This is a genomic window from Glutamicibacter endophyticus (genome assembly GCF_048457885.1).
GTDB classification, from domain to species: Bacteria; Actinomycetota; Actinomycetes; order Actinomycetales; family Micrococcaceae; genus Glutamicibacter; species Glutamicibacter endophyticus.
In genome coordinates, this window is sequence record NZ_CP174200.1 from 2,164,137 (window position 1) to 2,184,351 (window position 20,215).

A 20,215-nucleotide genomic window follows, 5' to 3' on the forward strand; every position below is an offset into this window, starting at 1 on the left:
GTTTATTATCCGCCACCAGTGCGGTCGGGCGCGAATCGCTCGCCCATAGCTTCTGGGTCGGCGTTGATTCGCACCAGCGACGCGACATCGAGATCCGAGGGAGTTCCTTGGAAACCGGCCTGCCCCATCAGTACTGCACCGAAAATCGTGCTCCAGAAGGTTTTCACTTCCTTTTCCACCGATTCGGGCATTGTCCAGCCCTTTTCCTGCAGTATGGCGCGCACATAGTGCGTCGAACTGCGAAAGAGGACCTTCATGCCACCGGTCAGCGTGGGTTGCAGCGCGGTATGTGAACGCCCTAGGCCCAGGGCCGAGACGACCATTGGGATCGATGGCATCACCAACGCGGTGCGCGCCAAGGCTGTGACAAACACCTCGGGATCGGCCGTGCGACGGGAGACGGTTTTGAGCCGTGCGGAGTCGCGCAACAACGAGGAGAACGCCGACTCCACAAAGAGTGCGTCCTTGGACCCAAAATGGTGGGTGATTTGGTTGGGATACACCCCAGCGTGGCGCGCGATGGTCGAGACCGTCACTTCCTCTGGCGCGTAGCGCGCGAAGAGCTCCGCGGCACTATTGCGAATGCGCTGACGGGTGATCTGACCTCGAGACCCCGGCTTCGTGCTGCCCTCGCGATGCTGCCCACTCATAGCGCTATTGTATACTGAGTGAAGAAACTTGTTTTCCATACAAGAAGGATTCTTCGTGACCGACATCGTCGTAACCGGCTACGGTGCCATCACCCCACTGGGGCTCGGCACCGAAGCGCTCTTTTCCGGACTAGCTGCCTCGAGCTCCGGCATCGCCGCCTTGACCGACCCGCGATTCGCTGAGGCAGGTGTGCCCGACGCAATCGCCGGCGCGGTTACCGTCGATATGGCCGAGCTACTTGGCAAACCGGCGACACGTCGCTTGGACCGCTCCCAGCAATTTGCCCTCGTGGCCGCCGAGCAGGCATGGGCCGATGCGGGATTCGACGCCGAAACCGAGCTCGATCCGGAACGGCTGGCAGCGGTCATTGGCACCGGCATCGGCGGCCTCAATACGTTGCTGGATCAGGAACACGTTCTCCTCGAACGCGGAGCCCGCCGGGTCAGCCCGCGTACCGTCCCGATGCTGATGGCCAACGCTGCAAGCGCACAGGTCGCGATGACCTACGGGGCCAAGGCCGGAACCTATACCCCGGTCAGCGCGTGTGCTGCCGGTGCAGAAGCACTGGCGACGGCGGCCCGACTGATCGCCACCGGCGAGGCTGATGTGGTGATCGCCGGCGGTGCCGAAGCAGCAATCGCACCATTGACCGTGGCGGCCTTCTCACAGGCCCAGGCACTGGCCAAGCCGGATGAACGACCCGCCGAGGAACTATCCCGACCGTTCTCGGCCGACCGCGCCGGATTCGTGCTCGGCGAAGGGGCTGGTGTGGTGATCCTCGAAAGCGCCGAACACGCAGCACGCCGTGGCGCACGGGCGCATGCACGGCTCAGCGGCTGGGCAATCACCTCGGACGCGTATCACATCACCGCCTCGGATCCCAGCGGTGCGGGACAGATCCGTGCCATGCGCCAGGCGATCAAACTCGCGGGGCTGACTCCCTCGGCGGTGGGACACCTCAATGCCCACGCCACGGGAACAACCGTTGGCGACCTGAGTGAGAGCAAGGCGGTCAACGAGGTGTTCGAACACTCCCCTGCCGTCACGGCACCGAAGGGGGCGCTCGGACACTTGGTGGGCGCGGCCGGCGCCGTGGAGGCCATCGTGACCATCATGTCCCTCGAACAGCAGATCATTCCGCCAACACGCAACCTCAGCGAACTGGACGAAGAAATCACGCTCGATGTGGTCCACACGCAGGCACGTGAGACGACCTTCGATCACGCGCTGAGCAACTCCTTTGGGTTCGGTGGCCAGAACGTCTCGTTGCTCTTCTCCAAGGCATAGTAGGCATCCAATGCCCGGACGCTGGTCAACATAGATCGGCCAGCGTCCGGGCTTTGCGCACGTTGAGCATGTTGCTTCGCTAGAGGCCGTGCAGCACTTCGGCCAGCATATGGTGGCCTTGGGTCTCGAACTGCTCATCCCCCATCCGGTAAGCCCACACCGCGGTGCCAATCGCTTCGCGGATCTCGGCCAGCTTCCACCCCGGATACGCCCGAGGATCGGCACCATATCCTTCGCGGTGGGCCTGCGCCAACTCGGGGTGTTCGACCCATTGCTGATGATGTAGCCGCACCAGATCGCTGGATGCCGGGCGGAAATCGAAACGCCCCAGATCAATGGCTCCCAATTGCCCTTCCTGCACGAGCCAATTGCGGGGCTGCCAGTCACCATGAGTGGGCACAAGGGCTATGGGCCGCGGACGGTAACCGTGAAGCCAGGACTCGGCTCTGACTCGAAGCTCGGGATCTATCCGGTGACTTCCGCCCAATAGCTCAATGGTGCTCGCAACAAGGCGTGCTTCGTAGTCGCCGCTGGGTTGCGAGTCTTGCTCATGCAATACGCGCAGAAGTTCTCCGGCCTGCCGATGCACCTCGGGTGAATATTCGGCGGGTGTTCCTTGCGCCAATCGACCGGGCAGGTATTCGAGCACTAAGAGTTTGGCACCAGCGTGTGCATGGAGCATCTTGTTGGTCGCCCTACGGGCATACCAGGCGGTTAGATGCTGTCCGTGTGCACGAATTTCTCGACCAATGTGGTGAGTCGATCCCCGACCGGCCTTGACGATTAAATCCCGTCGGGCGGTGCGCACCCGAAGCACGATGTTCTCGCCTGTCGGCCACGAGAGGTCTTCGAGGATTTCATATTGACCCAGCCATTGCCGCAGTAAGCCTGTCTGCTCGGCGGTTAGGTCGCGTTGTGCGGGCGCGTTCATGACACCAGCCTAGGCCGTACTTATGTCGTCGGTATTCCGCGAAACCGACGCCAGCTAATACCTATTCCCGGGCGGCGAATGCAGAGCCGGTGAGGACCAGATGCGCCGTATCATCCCCCTGAGGCATCGGCTGGTTCGTCCATGGTGTTTGACTGTCGCCCGCTCGTGCCCAACAACAGTCAGACGACGTCCAGCAGCCATACCGTCGCCGGCCGCCATCCCCGCAGTGCCGAACAATGCATCCTAAAGCCCTAAATCAGGGGCGTAGGCACTAAGAGTGTTCTGCGCTTAAAGACCCGCGGGGCGGGCAGACCCAGTAGGTCTACCCGCCCCGCGGTGTTCCAGTGATGTCGACTAATTAGTTAGCCGAGATCTGACGCAGCACGTACTGCAAGATGCCGCCGTTACGGTAGTAATCGGCTTCACCTGGCGTATCGATACGCACTACGGCGTCGAATTCGGTCACCTTGCCGTCTTCGGCGGTGGCGGTGACCTTCACGGTCTTCGGGGTCGTGCCGTTGTTCAGCTCGGTCACACCGGAGATCGAGAAGACCTCGGTACCGGTCAGACCCAGCGAATCGGCGGACTCGCCGGCCGGGAACTGCAGCGGCAACACGCCCATACCGATCAAGTTCGAGCGGTGGATGCGCTCGAAGGATTCGGTGATGACGGCCTTGACACCCAACAGTGCGGTGCCCTTTGCAGCCCAGTCACGCGAGGAGCCCGAACCGTATTCCTTACCACCGAGGACGACCAGCGGGGTGCCGGCAGCCTTGTAGTTTTCGGCGGCATCGTAGACGTAGGACTGCGGTGCACCCTCCTGGGTGAAGTCGCGAGTGAAACCACCCTCGACGCCATCCAGCAGCTGGTTCTTGATGCGGATGTTCGCGAAGGTACCGCGGATCATGACCTCGTGGTTACCACGGCGCGAGCCGTAGGAGTTGAAGTCCTTGCGATCCACACCGTTGGCGATCAGGTACTGACCTGCCGGGGTTTCGGACTTGAAGGAACCGGCCGGGGAAATGTGGTCGGTGGTGACCGAGTCGCCCAGCTTCAGCAGCACGCGAGCACCCTCGATGTCGGTGACCGGCTGCGGTTCAGCGGTCATGCCATCGAAGTACGGGGCCTTACGGGCGTAGGTGGAGTTCTCGTCCCAGGCGAAGGTGTCGCCCTCAGGGGTGTCGAGAGCCTTCCAGCGATCGTCGCCCTCGAAGACACCCTCGTAACCCTTGGCGAACATGGCCTCGTCGATGGACGAGTCGATGATCTCCTGGACCTCGGTCGGCGAAGGCCAGATGTCCTTGAGGAAGATCTCGTTGCCGTCGGCGTCGCGGCCGAGCGAGTCAGTCTCGAAGTCGAAGTCCATGGTGCCGGCCAGGGCGTAGGCGATGACCAGTGGCGGGGAGGCCAGGTAGTTCATCTTCACGTCCGGGTTGATGCGGCCTTCGAAGTTACGGTTACCGGAGAGCACGGCGGTTGCGGCCAGGTCGTTGGCCTGGATGGCCTCGGAGATCTCGGTGTCCAACGGGCCGGAGTTACCGATGCAGGTGGCGCAGCCGTAACCGACGACGTAGAAGCCCAGTTCTTCGAGGTACGGCAACAGGCCGGACTTCTCGTAGTACTCGGTGACGACCTTGGAGCCCGGAGCCACGGAGGTCTTGACCCATGGCTTGGACTTCAGGCCCTTCTTGGCGGCATTGCGGGCCAGCACGGCGGCGGCCAGCATCACCGAAGGGTTCGAGGTGTTGGTGCAGGAGGTGATCGAAGCGATCGAGACCAGACCGTTGTCGATGGTGAAGGTCTCATCGCCGCGGGTTACCTCGACGGCCTGCGACGGACGGCCAACGCCCAAGGCGTCGGTGGTGTCGGAGACGTAGTTGTGGATGTCCTTGCGGAACTGCTCCTTGGCGCTGGTGAGCTCGATGCGGTCCTGCGGACGCTTCGGGCCAGCGATGGAAGGCACCACGGTGGACAGGTCCAGCTCGAGGTATTCGCTGAAGCGCAGCTCGCGGCTCGGATCGTGCCACATGCCCTGTTCCTTGGCGTAGGCCTCGACCAGGGCGATGTTCTGCTCGCTGCGGCCGGTCAGGCGCAGGTAGTCCAGGGTGACATCGTCGATCGGGAACATGGCGGCGGTGGAACCGAATTCCGGGGACATGTTACCGATGGTGGCGCGGTTAGCCAGCGGCACTTCGGCGACGCCGTCGCCGTAGAATTCCACGAACTTGCCGACCACACCGTGCTTACGCAGCATTTCGGTGATGGTCAGCACCACGTCGGTGGCGGTCGCGCCGGCCGGGATCGAGCCCGAGAGCTTGAAGCCAACGACGCGTGGGATCAGCATGGAAACCGGCTGGCCGAGCATGGCAGCCTCGGCTTCGATGCCACCGACGCCCCAGCCGAGCACGCCCATGCCGTTGACCATGGTGGTGTGCGAGTCGGTGCCGACGCAGGTGTCCGGGTAGGCACGCAGCACGCCGTCGACCTCGCGGGTCATTACGGTGCGGGCCAGGTACTCGATGTTGACCTGGTGCACGATACCGGTGCCCGGCGGGACGACCTTGAAGTCATCGAATGCGGTCTGGCCCCAGCGCAGGAACTGGTAGCGTTCGCCGTTGCGCTGGTACTCGATTTCCATGTTGCGCTCGATGGCGCCTTCGAAACCGAAGGTGTCGATCTGCACGGAGTGGTCGATGACCATTTCGGCCGGTGCCAGCGGGTTCACCCGCTTCGGGTCGCCGCCGAGCTCCTTGACGGCTTCACGCATGGTGGCCAGGTCAACGACGCAGGGAACGCCGGTGAAGTCCTGCATGATCACACGGGCCGGGGTGAACTGGATCTCGGTGTTAGGCTGCGCCGAGGCGTCCCACTGACCCAATGCGTTGATGTGGTCCTTGGTGATGTTCGCGCCGTCTTCGGTGCGTAGCAGGTTCTCTAGCAGAACCTTGAGGCTGTAGGGAAGGCTGTCCGAGCCTTCGACCGTGTTCAGTCGGTAAATTTCATATTCGGTTCCGTTGACGTCCAATACGCCCTTAGCACCGAAGCTGTCCACATTGCTCATTGGGACTCCTCTCGCCAGACATTCATCTTGATGCACGCTCACACGGAATTCCAGTTAGGAACCCCTAACTGAAATCGTCGTGCTACTACCGCGGCAGAGCTAAAGACAGTGTATCGGCATCGCGCGGCAAATGCGGGCGGAGTAGCAAATTTCCCCCGCTTTTCATGTTTAGCGGGGGAAATTTCTCGATTATTGGCACTGAAAGAGCCCCACGAGTTCCATGTGATGGGTTTGCGGGTACAAATCGTGAACTTCAACGTTCGCTAATTCGTAGCCGCGGGCGCTCAGGCGTGCGGTGTCTCGGGCGAAGGACGCCGGATCGCACGATACGTAGCAAAGCCTGCGGGCGCCGCTGGCCGCCAGCTCGGCCGCGACCTTCTTATCCACCCCGGCACGTGGTGGATCGAGCACCACCCCATCGAGCTCACGCTCTTCGACCACCTGGTGCAACACGCGTTCAACCCGACCGCGAATCACCTGCGCCTGCGGGAAGTGACGCAAGTTCTTCTTCGCGTCCGCGTGGGTTCCCGGAGCGCCCTCCACACTATAGAGCGCACCGCTAGGCCCCACTGCCGCGGCGAGGTGCGCAGAGAACAACCCGGCACCTGCATAGAGATCGGCCACCGCCTGCCCGGGTTGCGGGTCCAGCAGTTCAAGCACGCGTTCGCTAAGGACCGTCGCCGCGGCGCGGTGCACCTGCCAAAAGCCCTCACCGGTGATCCGGTATTCCTGCCCCAGCACCTCTTCGGTCAGCCAGCTGCGGCCTTGAAGCACGCTCAGGCTACCGCGCCCGTCGGCGGCCGCCCCGCGCTGTTGGGTCAGTGCCGCAACGTTCAGCTCCGCTGGCAGTTGCCGGGCCACGGCCTTCGCGGCACCGGGCTGCTCCTCAATAAGCAGCACCAGCACGCTACGGTCATCGAGACTGGACACCGCAACCTCGACCCGGCTGATCCCCGGATACTTCACTGCATAGATTCCACTGGCTTCAATGGCCGGGTGCGCAAGCGGCATACGGGTAATGGCGGTCAACGAATTGCTCCGGTAAGCACTCATGGCCAAGGCGCCCGAAGCGTCCACAGCGTAGGACATGCGGGTCCGCCAGCCCAGCCCGCTGACATCGCCGGGGGCCGGTTGGGCGGCAACTAGATGTTCCAGACGCACCGGGTCGATCTGACCCAGGCGAGTGAGCTGTTCAACCGCCACACGCGCCTTGAGCTGACGCTGAAAGTCCAGCGCGATATGCCCGAATTCGGCACCGCCCACGGGCTGCTCGCTCAGCAGGGCATCGGCCGGCGCCCAAAAGTGCGGTTGACGCTCGGCGCTGGGCTCCAGCACTTCGGCGACATCGGCTCGCCAGAATTTGGCCTGCTCGCCGGCATCGGTCAGCCGTGCGCGCACCAGCTCTCCGGGGATTCCGTGCCGCACGAACACCACCCGGCCCTCGTGGCGGGCGACGGTGTGCCCGCCGTGGGCGATCGGTCCTAGGCGCAGCTCAACCAGCTCGGTGGTGCTCATGGTGATATGGGTCCTTCTTAAACTTCGTGGGCTAACGGCGGTGGGCAGAGGATTCTTCGGTGGGCGCCCCGAAGTGGGCATCGGCGGAACTCAGTAGCCGCCATGGCACCGAGGCGATGAGCACACCGGGCTCGTAGTGCAGGCGGTTTTTCACGCGCATCGCCGTCTGGTTGTGCACCAGTTGTTCCCACCAATGCCCCACGACGTACTCGGGGATGTAGACCACGATGAGATCACGCGGCGATTCACGTTTGATCGACCGAATATGCTCGATCAGCGGGCCAGCGATGTCGCGGTACGGTGAGGCCAGTGCGGTGATAGGCACCGGCAGACGTAGCCGTTCCCACTCCGCCAAGGTGCGTTCGGTCTTCTCCTGCTCGACGTCCACGATGATCGCCTCCAGCTTGGAGGGGCGGGAGGCGCGCGCGAAGGCCAGCGCCCGCAGCACGGGTTTGCGCACGGTGGAGACCAGCACCAGCGCATGCACGCGGGCCGGCAACGCAGAGGCGGACTCGTCGTCGCTCACCGCCAGTTCCCGGTCCACCAGCTGATAGTGCCGGTGCAGCGAATCCATCACGAGCATCAGCACCAGAATGCCCAGCACCGCCAGCCAGGCTCCATGGACCAGTCGTGTGGCTAGGACGATGACCAGCACCAGTGCGGACAGGCCCAGGCCGAGCAGCGTCAGCAGGCGTTTGCGCAGCAGCGAGCGGCGCAGCTTGCGGTCGGTGACGCTCACCAACACACGCGACCAGTGCTTGAGCATGCCCATCTGGCTCAGGCTGAAGGAAACGAACACGCCCACCACGTAGAGCTGCACCAAAATGGTCACATCGGCTTGGAAGAGCACGACCAACGCCAGGGCGGCCACACCCAGTGACAGGATGCCGTTGGAGAATCCCAGACGGTCGCCGCGTGTGCGCAACTGCCGTGGCAGGAAGCCGTCGGTGGCCAGGTGGCTGGCAAGGTTCGGGAAAGAATTGAAGGCGTGATTACCCGCCATCAGCAACACGCCGATGGTCAGCGCCGAGACAATGGCGGTAGCGATGAACACATTGCCAAAGACCGCTTCGGCCAGCTGACCGAGCACCGGCAGCTGCACATAGTCTTCGGGTATCGGTCCCCCATCGCGAAGTAGGGAACGCTGCGGATCGGCCACGACCTTCACCCCGGTGGCCTTGGCCAGCATCAGGGTACCGATGGTCAGTACGCCGGAGAGTGCCCCGAGAATCACCAAGATCCGCCCGGCGTTTTTCGCCTTGGGTTTCGACAGGTAGTGCACGTTGGAGATCGGCACCTCAATACCGGTCAACGCCGCCGAACCGGTCGAGAAGGCACGCAGAATGAGCAGTGCCCCGACGATTCCGTGCAATCCGGTGGAGAGTCCCGCCTCGGGCACGATGGTCAGTTCCGCGCTGGGTGCGTGCCCGAGCGTGTTGGTCAGCGCCTTGACCACACCCACCGCAATCATCACGAGGATGCCGGTCACGAACAGGTACACCGGGATGGCCAGCGACCAGCGGCCCTGACCACGACCGCGCAGGTTGCCGATCATCAACACCAACACGATCAGCGAGGCCACCAGCGTGTGATGCTGCTCCAACACCGGGATAATCGCACCCAGGTAGAGGGCGATGGATGAACTGGAAACCGCCACGGTCAGCACGAAGTCCACCAGCAGCGCGGCCGCAACCGCGGTTCCGGCACGCGGGCCGAGGTTCTTGCGCGCAATCTCGTAGTCGCCGCCCCCGGAAGGGTAGGCTGCCACGGATTGGCGATAGGACAGTACCAGCACCAACAGCACCGCCATCACCGCGAGCCCCACCATCGGTGAGAGTGCGGTTGCCGCCACCCCGGCCATGGCCAGGGTCAACAGAATTTCGTCGGGCGCATAGGCCAACGACGAGAGGGCACTGGAGGAAAAAATTGGCAGCGCGATCTTCGGTGGGAGCGGCTTCTTTTTCAACCGTGCGGTGCTAAAGGGCCGGCCCACGAGGATCCGTTTCAGACCATCAAATAAAGCAGGCACGCCTCAACGTTAGCGCAGGGAGCCAAACACACAGTAGCCACACTCACCCGGCGGGGCCTGCGGGGCGCTATTGTTGCATGCGTGGTCTTTCTCGACTGAGACCACCGGAGTTGTTGATCCGACGGATACCTAGGAGTGCGCGCAATGGCACATTTCGTGATTATGGGGTGCGGACGCGTGGGCGTCGGGCTGGCGCACACCCTGGACAATGCGGGCCATACGGTGGCCATCATCGATCAGAATGAACACGCATTCCGCCGCCTCGGCCCAGACTTTTCCGGCTTCACGGTCACCGGTGTTGGCTTCGACCGCGATACGCTGCTCGAGGCCAAAATTGACGAGGCCTACGCGTTCGCCGCCGTCTCCAGCGGTGATAACTCCAACATTCTGGCCACCCGCGTGGCCCGGGAAACCTATAACGTGCCAAACGTTGTCGCCCGCATCTACGATCCGGGACGTGCGGAAATCTATCAGCGGCTGGGCATCCCCACGGTGGCTGCGGTGCGTTGGAGCACCGATCAGGTACTGCGCCGGATCCTGCCGGATTATTCGATGCGCGGCGACTACCGCGAAGCGTCTGGACGCCTCATGCTCACCGAAGTCGCCCTGCACCGCGACTGGTATGGGCATCAGGTCCGTGATCTGGAAGCCGCCGCAGGTGTCCGCGTGGCCTACCTCACCCGATTCGGCGAAGGCATTATTCCCACCGGCAAGACCCTGCTTCAAGGCGGAGACCTCGTGCATGTGATGATGAATCTCCATGCGGCCAAGGACGTCGAAAAGACCCTGGCCAGTGCCCCCGCCCCCACTACCGCCAGCTAAGGATCCCTAGATGAAAGTCATGATCGCCGGAGCCGGATCTGTCGGCTCATCCATCGCCCACGAACTGGTCACCAACGGCCACGAGGTGCTGATGATCGACTGGAAACCGGAAATGGCCCAGCGTGAGGACATCGCCAAGGTGCGCTGGCATATCGGCGACGCCTGTGAACTGACGGTCTTGCAGCGCGCGCAATTGGAAGACTATGACGTGGTTGTCTCGGCCACGGGTGATGACAAGGTCAACCTGGTGGTCTCCCTGCTCGCGAAAAGCGAATTCGGCGTGCGACGCACCGTGGGCCGCGTGAACAACCCGAAAAACGAGTGGATGTTCGATGACGCTTGGGGCGTGGATGTCGCGGTGAGCACCCCGCGCCTGATGACCGCCCTGGTTGAAGAGGCCGTCGAGGTCGGCGACCTGGTGCGCTTGCTGAGCCTGAAAACCGGTGAGGTTCTGATGGTGGAATTCACCGTCCCGCACGACTCGGCACTCATTGGGCGCACCATGGGCCGGGTGCAGTGGCCCGAGGACACCACCGTGGTGGCCATCGTGCGCGATAAGGCGCCATTCCCGCCCAGCGACGATGACGTGATTGAGGGTGGTGATGAAATCTTCTTCATCACCACCCCCACCGCCGAAGAAGAGCTGCGTCGTACGCTCTCCGAGGCCTGCCGCTAGGACCGTTATTTGGCCGGGCCGGCCTCGCCCTGCAAAGGTTGCGGGGCCGGTTTGGAAATCATCCAGCCCAGGTAGAGACCGGCCGCGTAGAGCGGAACCCCCATCAGGGCCCGGCTGATGCCCAGGGCTACCACCTCATCGGCGAAGTACATGGGCAACTGGACGGCCAGACGCAGAATGAACACGCCGGCAAGCACCCAGGTGGCCAGCTGATAGCGGCGCACTCGCGACGGGTCCTCACGCCAGCGAACCCCCTCATTGCGGATGAATCCGAAGAGCACCCCGACCAGCGGCCAACGCACGAAGATCGAGATGAGCAGGGCCACCAGGTAGGCGGCCCCCATGTAGAAACCGGGCACGTAATAGTCCTTGGCTTCCCCCGTGGTACGGGCGGCGAAGGCGCAGATCAAAATGCCCACCATGCCCACGGCGGCTTGCATCACCGTCGACTTGCCCAGCAGGCGCAACACCATGAACACGGCCCCGACCGCGATCGATGCAATCAGCGCCCAGGAAAGTTCACTGCTGAAGGCGAAGACCAGCACGAAGATAAAGCCGGGAAGGATGGCTTCGAGTACTCCGCGAACCCCGCCGATGCTGGCCAGCACGTCGATGGAGCCGTCGGCGCGCTGACTGACCCGCTGTCCGGCATTCTGGCTGAGTTGCTCGGCTAGCGTCGGCTGCCGCTCGGGTTCTTGCTGTTCGTACTCACTCATCGTCTTGATCCATCGGGTCGAAGGTTCACGTTGCGCCGGCTAGCGCACGCGCTGGGGCAAAATCACATAACGCGGGTTGTAGATGGTGGGCACATGCCCCACCGGAGCGACCATGCCTCCGTAAGCGATTTTGACGCCGGGTTTAATCCCCGGCACGGTGCGCTGCCCCATGAAGTTCAGCTTCACATGCCATTGGCTGCCGCGGCGTCCGGGGGCACCACCGAGCCGGTCCACCACCACGGCGGTGAGACTTGGGTGCTCACCGGCCGCAGAGTAGCTCACCGACTGCACGTAGCCGGTATGGGAAATACGGCCTTTGGTCGGTAGGTCGGCCAAGCTGTTGAGCCGGCGATACACCTGAGGCGGCAGTTCCTGTTCTTCGCCTTCGGGCTCGCGAAGAGATTCCGGTGCCATGAGCTCAGCCGATCTGAGTGATCTCCGGGCCACGTTCGGGCGGGTTGATCCCACCCTCGGATGCCTGCTCTGGCTTGCTGGCCGTTGCATTCTTGGGCACTTGCAAAGGCAGCAGCTCTGCTGGAGGCATCGGCTTCTCGCCGCGGTTGACGATCACGCTGCGCAGGTATTCGTCGACCTTATTCGAGGTCTCCTCGTCCTGCAGGGCGGCGCCCCCGATGGTGGCGCGCAGGCACCAGCGTGGACCGTCGAATCCGACAAAGCGCAGGATTACCCTCCCCTGGCGTCCGTCAGGAAGCTGCTGCGGAACTTGGGCGAGCAGTTCGTGGCCGAACTCGCTTTCGCGTTCGTAGATTTCGCCCTTCTGTGCCGAGATTTCCTTGGCGATGTTCGTACGGATGCCCGGCCAGAGTTCCCCGGACTTCGAGGAGGAAAAGGCCATGAGCTGGATTCGCGAATTAAGCAACTCGAGCGAAATGGCGATCACGCGGTTATTCGACTGTTCGACATCCATTCGAACGCCGAGCCCTTCCACGGGCTTGACCAAAATAGCCCCGAAATCTAGGTAGTCATCGTGTTCGGGCGCGTCGGCGATGTCGAAAGGACCGCTGGTGGTCGGCTCCTGAACGGTTGGCTCCGTGTCAACGACAGGCTGTTCGGCCTGTTCGGCTGATTTCTTGCGCTTGAAAAACATGGTGTCCTTAGAAAAATGTGATCCCTATCAACTAGGGTACTCAGTTGCTCGCAAATCCGCCGGTCGATCCGAAACCGCCGGTGCCGCGCGCCGACTCCTCGAGGGATTGCACCGCCACGAATTCGGCGATCTCGACCTTTTGAATCACCAGCTGGGCAATGCGATCTCCGCGCACCACCTCGAAGGGCTTGCTGCTGTCGGTGTTCAGCAATGTGACCATAATCTCGCCACGGTATCCGGCGTCGACGGTGCCCGGTGCATTGACCACAGTGATCCCGTGCTTTGCCGCCAAACCGCTGCGTGGGTGGACCAAGCCAACATACCCGTGCGGGATCGCCAGGCTAACACCGGTTCCAATGAGGGCCCGTTGGCCGGGCTCCAGTACAACACCCTCGCGGGCATGCAGGTCAGCGCCTGCATCGGAGGGGTGCGCGTAACTCGGTACGGGTAGCTCGGGGTCGAGCATGTGAATGGCGACAGACAGGGTGGATTCGCTCATTGGCGTCTATGTATTCCTCGGTCTCGGGCAGGCGGAGAACCGCCACTACTGTTCACGGTCCTTCTTTTCCAGCTAACTCTATCGCGGGCCACGGGAACGCCACGGTGCATTCAGCGTCCCGCGCAATGCCTAAACTAGTAGTCATGAGTACTTCCAGCGCGCCAGCAGCCCCAGTTCTATTTCAGGAAAAGTTGTGGCCCTCGGCCGGAACGTGGGTCTGGCCAGTATTGATCGCCGCGACCGCCGGTGTGGCCATCGCCCCGATTTCCGTCCTTGGCGGCGTACTGACCGGTGTGGCCGTGCTGGTCAGCCTAGTCGCGGTGTTTTTGGTGCGTGTTCCGGTCATTGAAGTGACCGAGGAGACCTTGCAGGTCGGTCGGGCCACCATTGAGCGCAAGTTCATTGGGGAGGTCGTCGGTTTTCGCGGCGAAGAGGCCTTCAAGGAACGCGGTCAGCGACTCAATGGCCTCGCTTTTATGAACCTACGCGGCTGGTTGGACGCCGTGGTACGGATGGAAGTCACTGACCCGCGCGATGAGACCCCCTACTGGATCACCTCGACCCGACGCCCCGAGGAGTTGACCGCTGCGCTCGGCGGTGTGATGGACGAGTACCGTGAGGATCAGCCACCAGCGAGCGACCGGCCCGAGGTGAACTAGCCGCGCAACCGCTAGGCAGTGCGGAACGAAAGCGCGCTAGCCTTCGCATTCGGCGCAGAACTTGTCGGCGCCGTCCTCCCGTACCAGCTGCGAGCGGTGGCGCACCATGAAGCATGAGGCGCAGGTGAATTCATCGGCCAGCTGCGCGATGATTTCGACGTTTTCCTCTTCGGCCTGCTTCTCTGCCCCCGGCAGTACATAGCGTTCGGCCAGCTCGGTTTCCGACTCGTCGATGAAGTTTGCGTCCTTGGCGGATTTCGAGCTTTTCAACTGCGCCAAGAGCGCTGCGTGACGCGGGTGAGCTGCCGCGGCGGGAACTGATTGTTCATTGGCCAAGGCCATGTTCCGCTCCTTATCCCGAGGGCTCGCTAGCCCCCGAATGATCGCTGACCGGTAAAAACTCCGGCATAGCAGTATAGCGCGTGAAGCGTGTCCCGCGCGTCCTTGCGGGACCGGCGATCGCCACCGGCAAAACTTCGCGAGGAATCTCGCGCCACACCCTTGCAGGTAGTGGGTTTTAGCCGGTATCAGTGGCAAAGTTTTATCCGAGAAGATATCGGCCTGGAGGGTAGTAATGCGACAGCTCAGACTTGTTGGGATTCATGAAAATGGTTCCAGTCTGCAGGTCAGCAGTGACGACGGCATGAGCTTCGAGTTGCCCGTGGACGACGCACTGCGTAGCGCCATGGCCGAGATTGCCCGTTCGCGTCAACCGCGTAAGGATGAGGAACAGTCCGTTCACTCTCCGCGTGAGATTCAGGCGCGCGTGCGCGGCGGAGCCAGTGCCTATGAGCTCTCCCTTGAATGGGATGTGCCACTGGAAACGATCTTGAAGTATGAGGGCCCGGTGCTGGCCGAGCGCGCGCACATCGTTGAGTTGGCCCAACGCGTGGAGGTCTCCGGCCCGCAGACCGATGCGGAGTACCGCGAAGTCTTTGGTGAGGAGCCGGCCGATCTGGGCGCGATGGTCACCCACCGCCTGCATCAGCTGAATATCGACACCGACACCGCGGTCTGGGATTCCTACCGGGATCCCGAGGGGCACTGGATCGTGTGGCTCAAGTTCCGTTCCCCACTGGACTCGGATAATGTGCAGAAGCTTGAGCACGCCGGGGACAGCGAAGAGGAAAACACCGCACGATGGTCCTATAACCCGCAGCGCAAAACCATCAAGAACCTGAATCGATGGGCACAGACCCTCTCCGAGCAGGTCGCCCCCGAGTACTTCGCCCCGATCGCCGCGGTATCGGCCAGTGACGCTCCGGCCCCGAGCCAGCCCGCCAGCGAACCGACCGATCAGGAGCTGCTGGACCTACTCAATGCGCGCCGGGGGCAGCGCGCCAACGAGGATCCGGAAAACGACGAACGCCTCAATGAACTGATCGAACGCGGAGCCGGCAGCTTTGACGACGAGGATGAATCCGAGGATTCCTTGCCGAACCTTCCGCAGGGTTTTTCCCCGCGCACAACTCAGCTCTCGGTGGTGCCGAACCACTCGGCAACCCAAGATTCCACCGGCGCCGGTGAGCAGCCTGCCGAAGAACCCGATGCCGCGCCGCGTAAACCGAAGCGCTCTTCGGTACCCAGCTGGGATGACATCATGTTCGGAAAACGCAAAAAAGACTAGTTCAGCAACGACAATGCCGCCGTGCCGTAATCTCCCGATCAGGGAGGTACGGCACGGCGGCTTTGTCTGTTCAGTTCCGCGCCCTGAGCTCGGGCGGCGCCGGCTACCGGGTGCGCAGGTTGATCAGTGGGATGAAGCGTTCGGCCGCAGTGAGTGAACCGTGCTGTCCAATCATCTCGAAGGCGCGGGCCGGAACTCGCCGGCCGTCATAGAACGCGATGGCCTCGGCTGCCAACACCACCAAATCTCCGAGTCGTTCCCGGTGGCTCGTGCTCACCGGACCGTAGAGGCCATGCTCGATGGCTTCCTCGGTGCTCAGCACCCACGCCTTGCGCCCGTAGGCTTGAGCCCAGGCATGCTGCACTGCCTGGCGGCGCTCGATGCTCGTGTCGGCAGCGAAGCGCAACTGTACCCCGCGAGGCTCACCGCTCGTGAACTCCACCCCGTCGATGAGCTCCGGGAAGAGACTGAAATCGATTCGCTGGGAGGCCGGCACATCGACCATGCCATGGTCGCCGGTGATCAACACCGTGGTCTGCTCCGGCAGCCGCGCGACCAGCGACTTGATCGCCAAATCAAGATCTTCAAGGGTTTCGCGCCACGCATCGGAATTCACGCCGTACTTGTGCCCGGCCTTGTCGAGTTCGTTGAAGTAAACGTAGGCCAGCGCGTTGCGGTTGAGCGCAAAGTACTCGGACGCCGCGCGCGCCCGGGCGGCAGGCTGGTTGGCGGCGATGAATTCTGGGCCGCGTAGCGCGGCGCGCGTCAGTGCCGACTGGGCAAAGAGCGGCAGGGAAATGCTGGCGGTGCTGATCCCATGAGCGAGCACGGCTTCGAATACCGTGGGGGCAGGCTGCCAGCGGAGCGGGTCGAGATTGCCGGGCCAGCCACCGAGCTGGTTCACCACGCGGCCACCGTTAGGGTCGATCACATCGTAGCCGAGCATCCCATGTTCCCCGGGGGTCAGCCCGGTGCCTAGGCTGCTGAGAGACGTGGCGGTGGTGGAGGGAAAGCCGGTGCTGAGCTTTTGTGCCGCGTCGAACTGTCCACGCAAAAACGGGGCGTGCGACCGGTTGGCGCGCAGCTGATTCCAGCCCAAACCGTCGACCATGATCACGCAGACCCGGCGGGTGGGCGCGAGGTTCAGCGCATTGGCGAAGCCGGGTACACCGAGGGCCGCAGCGGCCGAAGGCAGGATTTCACCCAATGTTCCAGTGCCGTAGGCGGGGGCGTCGGGAAGTGCCACATCGGGCTGCGGCATCGAGCCGTTATTCAGTACACTCACGGCTTAGAAGATCGTGGCCTGGCGCAGGCGCACCGCGAAGCCGCGGGCTTTATTCACGGCCTGCTGCCCGTCGGCTTGCGCACTGACGCGCAGCACCAGATCTTCGGGTTGGGTGGTGCCGGTAAGGCCATGGTCGGCGTCGCATTGCGGATCGGCGCACCCGGCCGGAGCAAGATCCACCCGGCTGGTGCCGTTCCAGGACAGCCCGAAGGTCAACTCATGTACTTCCTCACCGCGGCGGTAATCCTGTGGTTGGTGGAAGACATAGTTTGTTGCCACCGAGGCGATGCGCTTGAGCGAAATCATTTCGGTGGACACCTGGGCCACCACATCGCGACCGTCATCATCGAGCTGCTGGTCATCGACGTGCACGATGAACAGCACCTCGTCGCTGAGCACGAGCACCGTAATATGCCGGTGTACTTCGGTGCGGTCAAAGTGCGTTTCTAGGTGCACGTAGTGGTCAAGCACCGGACGCGTCAGCATGGCCTCGGCCAAGACGTCCTGCACCATTTGCGGATAGAAACCGGCACGGACGAGGTCCTGCTGAAGTTCGGCGCCTGCGGTGGTTGAGTACGTCTCGGAAGTCATAAGCTCAATTCTACCGATTAGCCTCTTTCTTTTCACTCCCGCAGGTGCTAGCCGCGCATGGCGCGGCGCACGCTGTCGGTACGCTGGGTGGCGTTGCCTACGTGGATCTCCACACCGAGCACCTGCACCCCCGTCGGTCCGGCCATCACCGGGCTCAGCCGCAAAATGGCCACCTCCGGGTGGTTGTCCTTCAACAGGGCGATCCGTGAAATCAGTTCACACAGCGCACCGCGATCCACCGCCGGCAACCCTTGGTAGCCACTCAACCGCGCGCTGGTGCGCGGGCGGTCAATGAGCGCCGCAATATCGTGCGTGCTCAATGGCGGCACCGCGTGCGCCCAATCCTCGAGCAGGTTGGTGGCGTCCCCGGCCAGGCCGAAGGACAGTACCGGACCGAGCAGCGGATCCTCGAGGGCCTGCAGCACGCAGGCCTGCCCCGCCGGGGCCATGGACTGCACCTCGAGGGCACCGATGCCCCGGGCGCTCATCTGCGCGGACATATACCCGTAGGTGGCGCGCAGGCTGTCCTCATCGTGCAGGTCCAGCCGCACTCCCCCAAGATCCAGCCGCTGACGCAAATCCGGGTCGTCGGCCTTCAACGCGACCGGCCAACCCAACTGTTCGGCGGCCGCCACGGCTTCGTCGGCGCTGTACACACGCAGGGAAGGGAAAACTTCAATGCCATAGCAGCCAAGCAGGGTGGCGCACTGGGCGAAGTCGAGTTTGGTCAGCCGAGTGCCGTGGACCCGGTGAGCGAGGGAGTCGAGAAACTCGGTCGCCTTGTGCGCATCGATGCCCTCGGGCTGCGTCACCGCCTCGAAGGGCACTTCAAGCCACTGCCGATACCCGTAGGCCTTCCCGAGGGCGCCGACCGCGTCGTGGGCCGAGGTGTACAGCGGGACCGAGTAGCTCACGCCGGCGCGCACCGACTGGCCGAGATAGCCCGGGAATAACCCCAGAACCGGTCGGTCGGCCCCGGCAAACTCGGCTAACAGCTCGGCCATGGCCCGTGGGTCCACGCCCAACTGCGGCAGCAGGGCGACGATCGCCGCATGGTATTGCGCGTCGTCGACGAGTTCTTGCAGTTGGCGGCGCAAAACCGGCAACATGCGTGATTGGCCCAGTTGCGGGTCCGCCGCCGGATCCATGGCGATGGCCTGCGGCTGCAGATTTCGATCGGTGGCCGCCTCGCAAACAATGTCGGCCAATGTCGGCGAGTTCGACAGCACCGCCACGTTGGGGCCGGTCGGGGCCGCAAAGCACGACAGTAAGGTGGCCACATCCATCAGCTCATCGGCCGAACGGACCCTGATGACCCCGGATTGGCGCAACATCGCGTTCAGCGCCGCGGGCGGTGCCTTACTGGTCAGGGCCGCGTGACCCGGTGGTACCCGACGTCCCGAGAGGTCGGATTTTGCGACGATCACTGGCTTGCTGCGGGCCAGGCGCCGGGCAATGCGCGCGAACTTGCGCGGGTTACCGAAGGATTCGAGGTGCATGGCAACGACGCTGGTGCGTGGATCGTCCTCGAAGTACTGCATGGCATCGTTGCCCGACACGTCGGCGCGCAGGCCTGCCGATATTGCGCTGCTCAGCCCGAGGTCGCGGCGTCGCACCTCGGCATGCAGCATCATGCCCACGGCCGCCGACTGGGAGAAGAGCCCCACCACGCCGTCCTCGGGCAAGGCCTGAGCCAATGATGCGTTGAGCTTCACCCCCGGCGCGGTATTGAATAGGCCCAATGAGGCGGGTCCGACCACGCGCATCCCGTTTGCACGGGCCAGCGTCACAAGTTCGCGTTGAGCGGCCAGCCCGGTCTCGTCGTCGTAGCCGGCACTCATCACCAGCAGGCCCTTAATGCCGTTGCTGGCGCCATCGGCCACCACTTGGGCCACGCGGTCGCGCGGGACGCAGATGACCGCGAGATCGATGGGGCCAGGAATCTCGCTGAGTTTGGCGTAGCTGGGTAGCCCGCCAATCTCAAAGGCCTGTTCGTTGACCGCGTACACCGCCCCGGTGAAACCGGACTCCACGATCCGATCGAGAACATCGCGCCCCAGGCTCCCCCAGTTACGGCTGGCCCCAACCACCGCGATGGACCGGGGGGCTAAGAGCCCCGCCACGGACTGCGACTCGGAGCGGTGCTCGCGCGCCTCGGTGACTTCGCGAGAGCGATCAGTCGGGTCGATCGGGAATTCGAGCATCACCACGCCGTCCTCGAAGCGCTTCGCAACCGCGTATCCGGCCTCGGAGAACACCGTGATCATCTTGCGGTTTTCCGGCAGCACCTCCGCGACAAACTTCCCGATACCGTTTTCACGGGCCGCCGCGGCAAGATGTTCGAGCAGAATGGATCCGATGCCGGTGCCCTGGAATTCATCGGCCACGTTGAAGGCCACCTCGGCCTGGCTTGGATCGTCAAGCCGGTCATAACGTCCCACGCCAATGATTTTCTCGCCGCGCAAAACCGTGATGGCCACCCGATCCCGGTGGTCGACGTGGGTGAACCGGTCCAGCTCTTTGGCAGTCAATGAGGACTTGTACGTAAAATAGCGCAGGTAGACCGAGGTCTGGGATTGCAGCTTGTGCATGGCCTGGAGTGCTTGCGCGTCGGCCGGGGTAATGGGCCGCAGGTGCGCCGTGGTGCCATCGCGCAACACAACATCGGCCTCCCAATGAGCTGGATATGCCGAGGAAAGTTTACGATCCACCATAGGCTTATGTTAGCCACGCCAGTCGATCCATGCACGGATCGGTT

18 protein-coding genes are annotated in these 20,215 nt (G+C 63.0%); 5 read left to right on the forward strand and 13 right to left on the reverse strand.

The features are described 5' to 3' along the window. Positions 1–5 precede the first annotated feature (5 nt). Positions 6–650, reverse strand: coding sequence for a TetR/AcrR family transcriptional regulator C-terminal domain-containing protein (locus ACJD00_RS10115; protein WP_418906906.1), 645 nt, complete (start codon positions 648–650; stop codon positions 6–8). A 55-nt stretch (positions 651–705) separates the two neighbouring features. Here ACJD00_RS10115 and ACJD00_RS10120 point away from each other — a divergent pair, with 55 nt between their 5' ends. After that, positions 706–1,938 (forward strand): beta-ketoacyl-[acyl-carrier-protein] synthase family protein, encoded by a 1,233-nt coding sequence (locus tag ACJD00_RS10120; RefSeq protein WP_418906907.1) that lies wholly within the window; start codon positions 706–708, stop codon positions 1,936–1,938. Between the two features lie 79 nt (positions 1,939–2,017). Here the strand turns inward: ACJD00_RS10120 and ACJD00_RS10125 are convergent, their stop codons facing one another. From ACJD00_RS10125 to ACJD00_RS10140, 4 genes are all read right to left on the reverse strand, one after another. Beyond that, positions 2,018–2,869, reverse strand: coding sequence for an aminoglycoside phosphotransferase family protein (locus ACJD00_RS10125; protein ID WP_418906908.1), 852 nt, complete (start codon positions 2,867–2,869; stop codon positions 2,018–2,020). Positions 2,870–3,227: 358 nt separating this feature from the next. Then, positions 3,228–5,930 (reverse strand): aconitate hydratase AcnA, encoded by a 2,703-nt coding sequence (gene acnA, locus ACJD00_RS10130; RefSeq protein ID WP_309406636.1) that lies wholly within the window; start codon positions 5,928–5,930, stop codon positions 3,228–3,230. A 189-nt stretch (positions 5,931–6,119) separates the two neighbouring features. After that, a complete protein-coding gene (locus ACJD00_RS10135) occupies positions 6,120–7,445 on the reverse strand; it encodes a class I SAM-dependent RNA methyltransferase (protein WP_418906909.1) in 1,326 nt (441 codons plus the stop codon). A 31-nt stretch (positions 7,446–7,476) separates the two neighbouring features. Continuing rightward, positions 7,477–9,474 (reverse strand): APC family permease, encoded by a 1,998-nt coding sequence (locus ACJD00_RS10140; RefSeq protein WP_309406632.1) that lies wholly within the window; start codon positions 9,472–9,474, stop codon positions 7,477–7,479. A gap of 144 nt (positions 9,475–9,618) precedes the next feature. Between ACJD00_RS10140 and ACJD00_RS10145 the strand changes: the two genes are divergently transcribed. Next, positions 9,619–10,296: a TrkA family potassium uptake protein gene (locus tag ACJD00_RS10145; protein WP_309406630.1), complete on the forward strand. Its 678-nt coding sequence runs from the start codon at positions 9,619–9,621 to the stop codon at positions 10,294–10,296. Positions 10,297–10,306: 10 nt separating this feature from the next. Further along, positions 10,307–10,972: a TrkA family potassium uptake protein gene (locus ACJD00_RS10150; RefSeq protein ID WP_309406628.1), complete on the forward strand. Its 666-nt coding sequence runs from the start codon at positions 10,307–10,309 to the stop codon at positions 10,970–10,972. Between the two features lie 5 nt (positions 10,973–10,977). On the opposite strand, the gene ACJD00_RS10155 is transcribed toward ACJD00_RS10150, so the two are convergent. Genes ACJD00_RS10155 through dut form a run of 4 tightly spaced genes read right to left on the reverse strand, consistent with a single transcriptional unit; the run spans position 10,978 to position 13,295 of the window. After that, positions 10,978–11,688 (reverse strand): DUF3159 domain-containing protein, encoded by a 711-nt coding sequence (locus ACJD00_RS10155; protein WP_418906910.1) that lies wholly within the window; start codon positions 11,686–11,688, stop codon positions 10,978–10,980. A gap of 39 nt (positions 11,689–11,727) precedes the next feature. After that, positions 11,728–12,102 (reverse strand): hypothetical protein, encoded by a 375-nt coding sequence (locus tag ACJD00_RS10160; protein ID WP_309406624.1) that lies wholly within the window; start codon positions 12,100–12,102, stop codon positions 11,728–11,730. Positions 12,103–12,106: 4 nt separating this feature from the next. Beyond that, the gene (locus ACJD00_RS10165; RefSeq protein ID WP_309406622.1) at positions 12,107–12,796 is read right to left on the reverse strand and encodes a DUF3710 domain-containing protein; all 690 of its coding nucleotides are present in this window, start codon (positions 12,794–12,796) and stop codon (positions 12,107–12,109) included. A 40-nt stretch (positions 12,797–12,836) separates the two neighbouring features. Next, positions 12,837–13,295, reverse strand: a complete 459-nt coding sequence (dut, locus tag ACJD00_RS10170; RefSeq protein WP_418906911.1) for a dUTP diphosphatase — start codon at positions 13,293–13,295, stop codon at positions 12,837–12,839. Between the two features lie 143 nt (positions 13,296–13,438). Between dut and ACJD00_RS10175 the strand changes: the two genes are divergently transcribed. Beyond that, positions 13,439–13,954: a DUF3093 domain-containing protein gene (locus tag ACJD00_RS10175; RefSeq protein ID WP_418906912.1), complete on the forward strand. Its 516-nt coding sequence runs from the start codon at positions 13,439–13,441 to the stop codon at positions 13,952–13,954. A 36-nt stretch (positions 13,955–13,990) separates the two neighbouring features. Here ACJD00_RS10175 and ACJD00_RS10180 read toward each other — a convergent pair whose 3' ends face one another. Beyond that, on the reverse strand, positions 13,991–14,296 hold the full coding sequence (locus tag ACJD00_RS10180) for a DUF4193 family protein (protein ID WP_309406617.1): 306 nt from the start codon (positions 14,294–14,296) through the stop codon (positions 13,991–13,993). 232 nt (positions 14,297–14,528) lie between these two features. Between ACJD00_RS10180 and sepH the strand changes: the two genes are divergently transcribed. Then, on the forward strand, positions 14,529–15,581 hold the full coding sequence (sepH, locus tag ACJD00_RS10185; protein WP_418906913.1) for a septation protein SepH: 1,053 nt from the start codon (positions 14,529–14,531) through the stop codon (positions 15,579–15,581). A 103-nt stretch (positions 15,582–15,684) separates the two neighbouring features. On the opposite strand, the gene ACJD00_RS10190 is transcribed toward sepH, so the two are convergent. From ACJD00_RS10190 to ACJD00_RS10200, 3 genes are read right to left on the reverse strand one after another with little or no spacing between them, the layout of a single operon-like run. Next, positions 15,685–16,866: an alkaline phosphatase family protein gene (locus tag ACJD00_RS10190; RefSeq protein WP_418906914.1), complete on the reverse strand. Its 1,182-nt coding sequence runs from the start codon at positions 16,864–16,866 to the stop codon at positions 15,685–15,687. Between the two features lie 3 nt (positions 16,867–16,869). After that, on the reverse strand, positions 16,870–17,457 hold the full coding sequence (locus ACJD00_RS10195; protein WP_309406613.1) for a DUF5998 family protein: 588 nt from the start codon (positions 17,455–17,457) through the stop codon (positions 16,870–16,872). A gap of 47 nt (positions 17,458–17,504) precedes the next feature. Continuing rightward, positions 17,505–20,171, reverse strand: coding sequence for a GNAT family N-acetyltransferase (locus ACJD00_RS10200; RefSeq protein ID WP_309406611.1), 2,667 nt, complete (start codon positions 20,169–20,171; stop codon positions 17,505–17,507). Positions 20,172–20,215 lie beyond the last annotated feature (44 nt).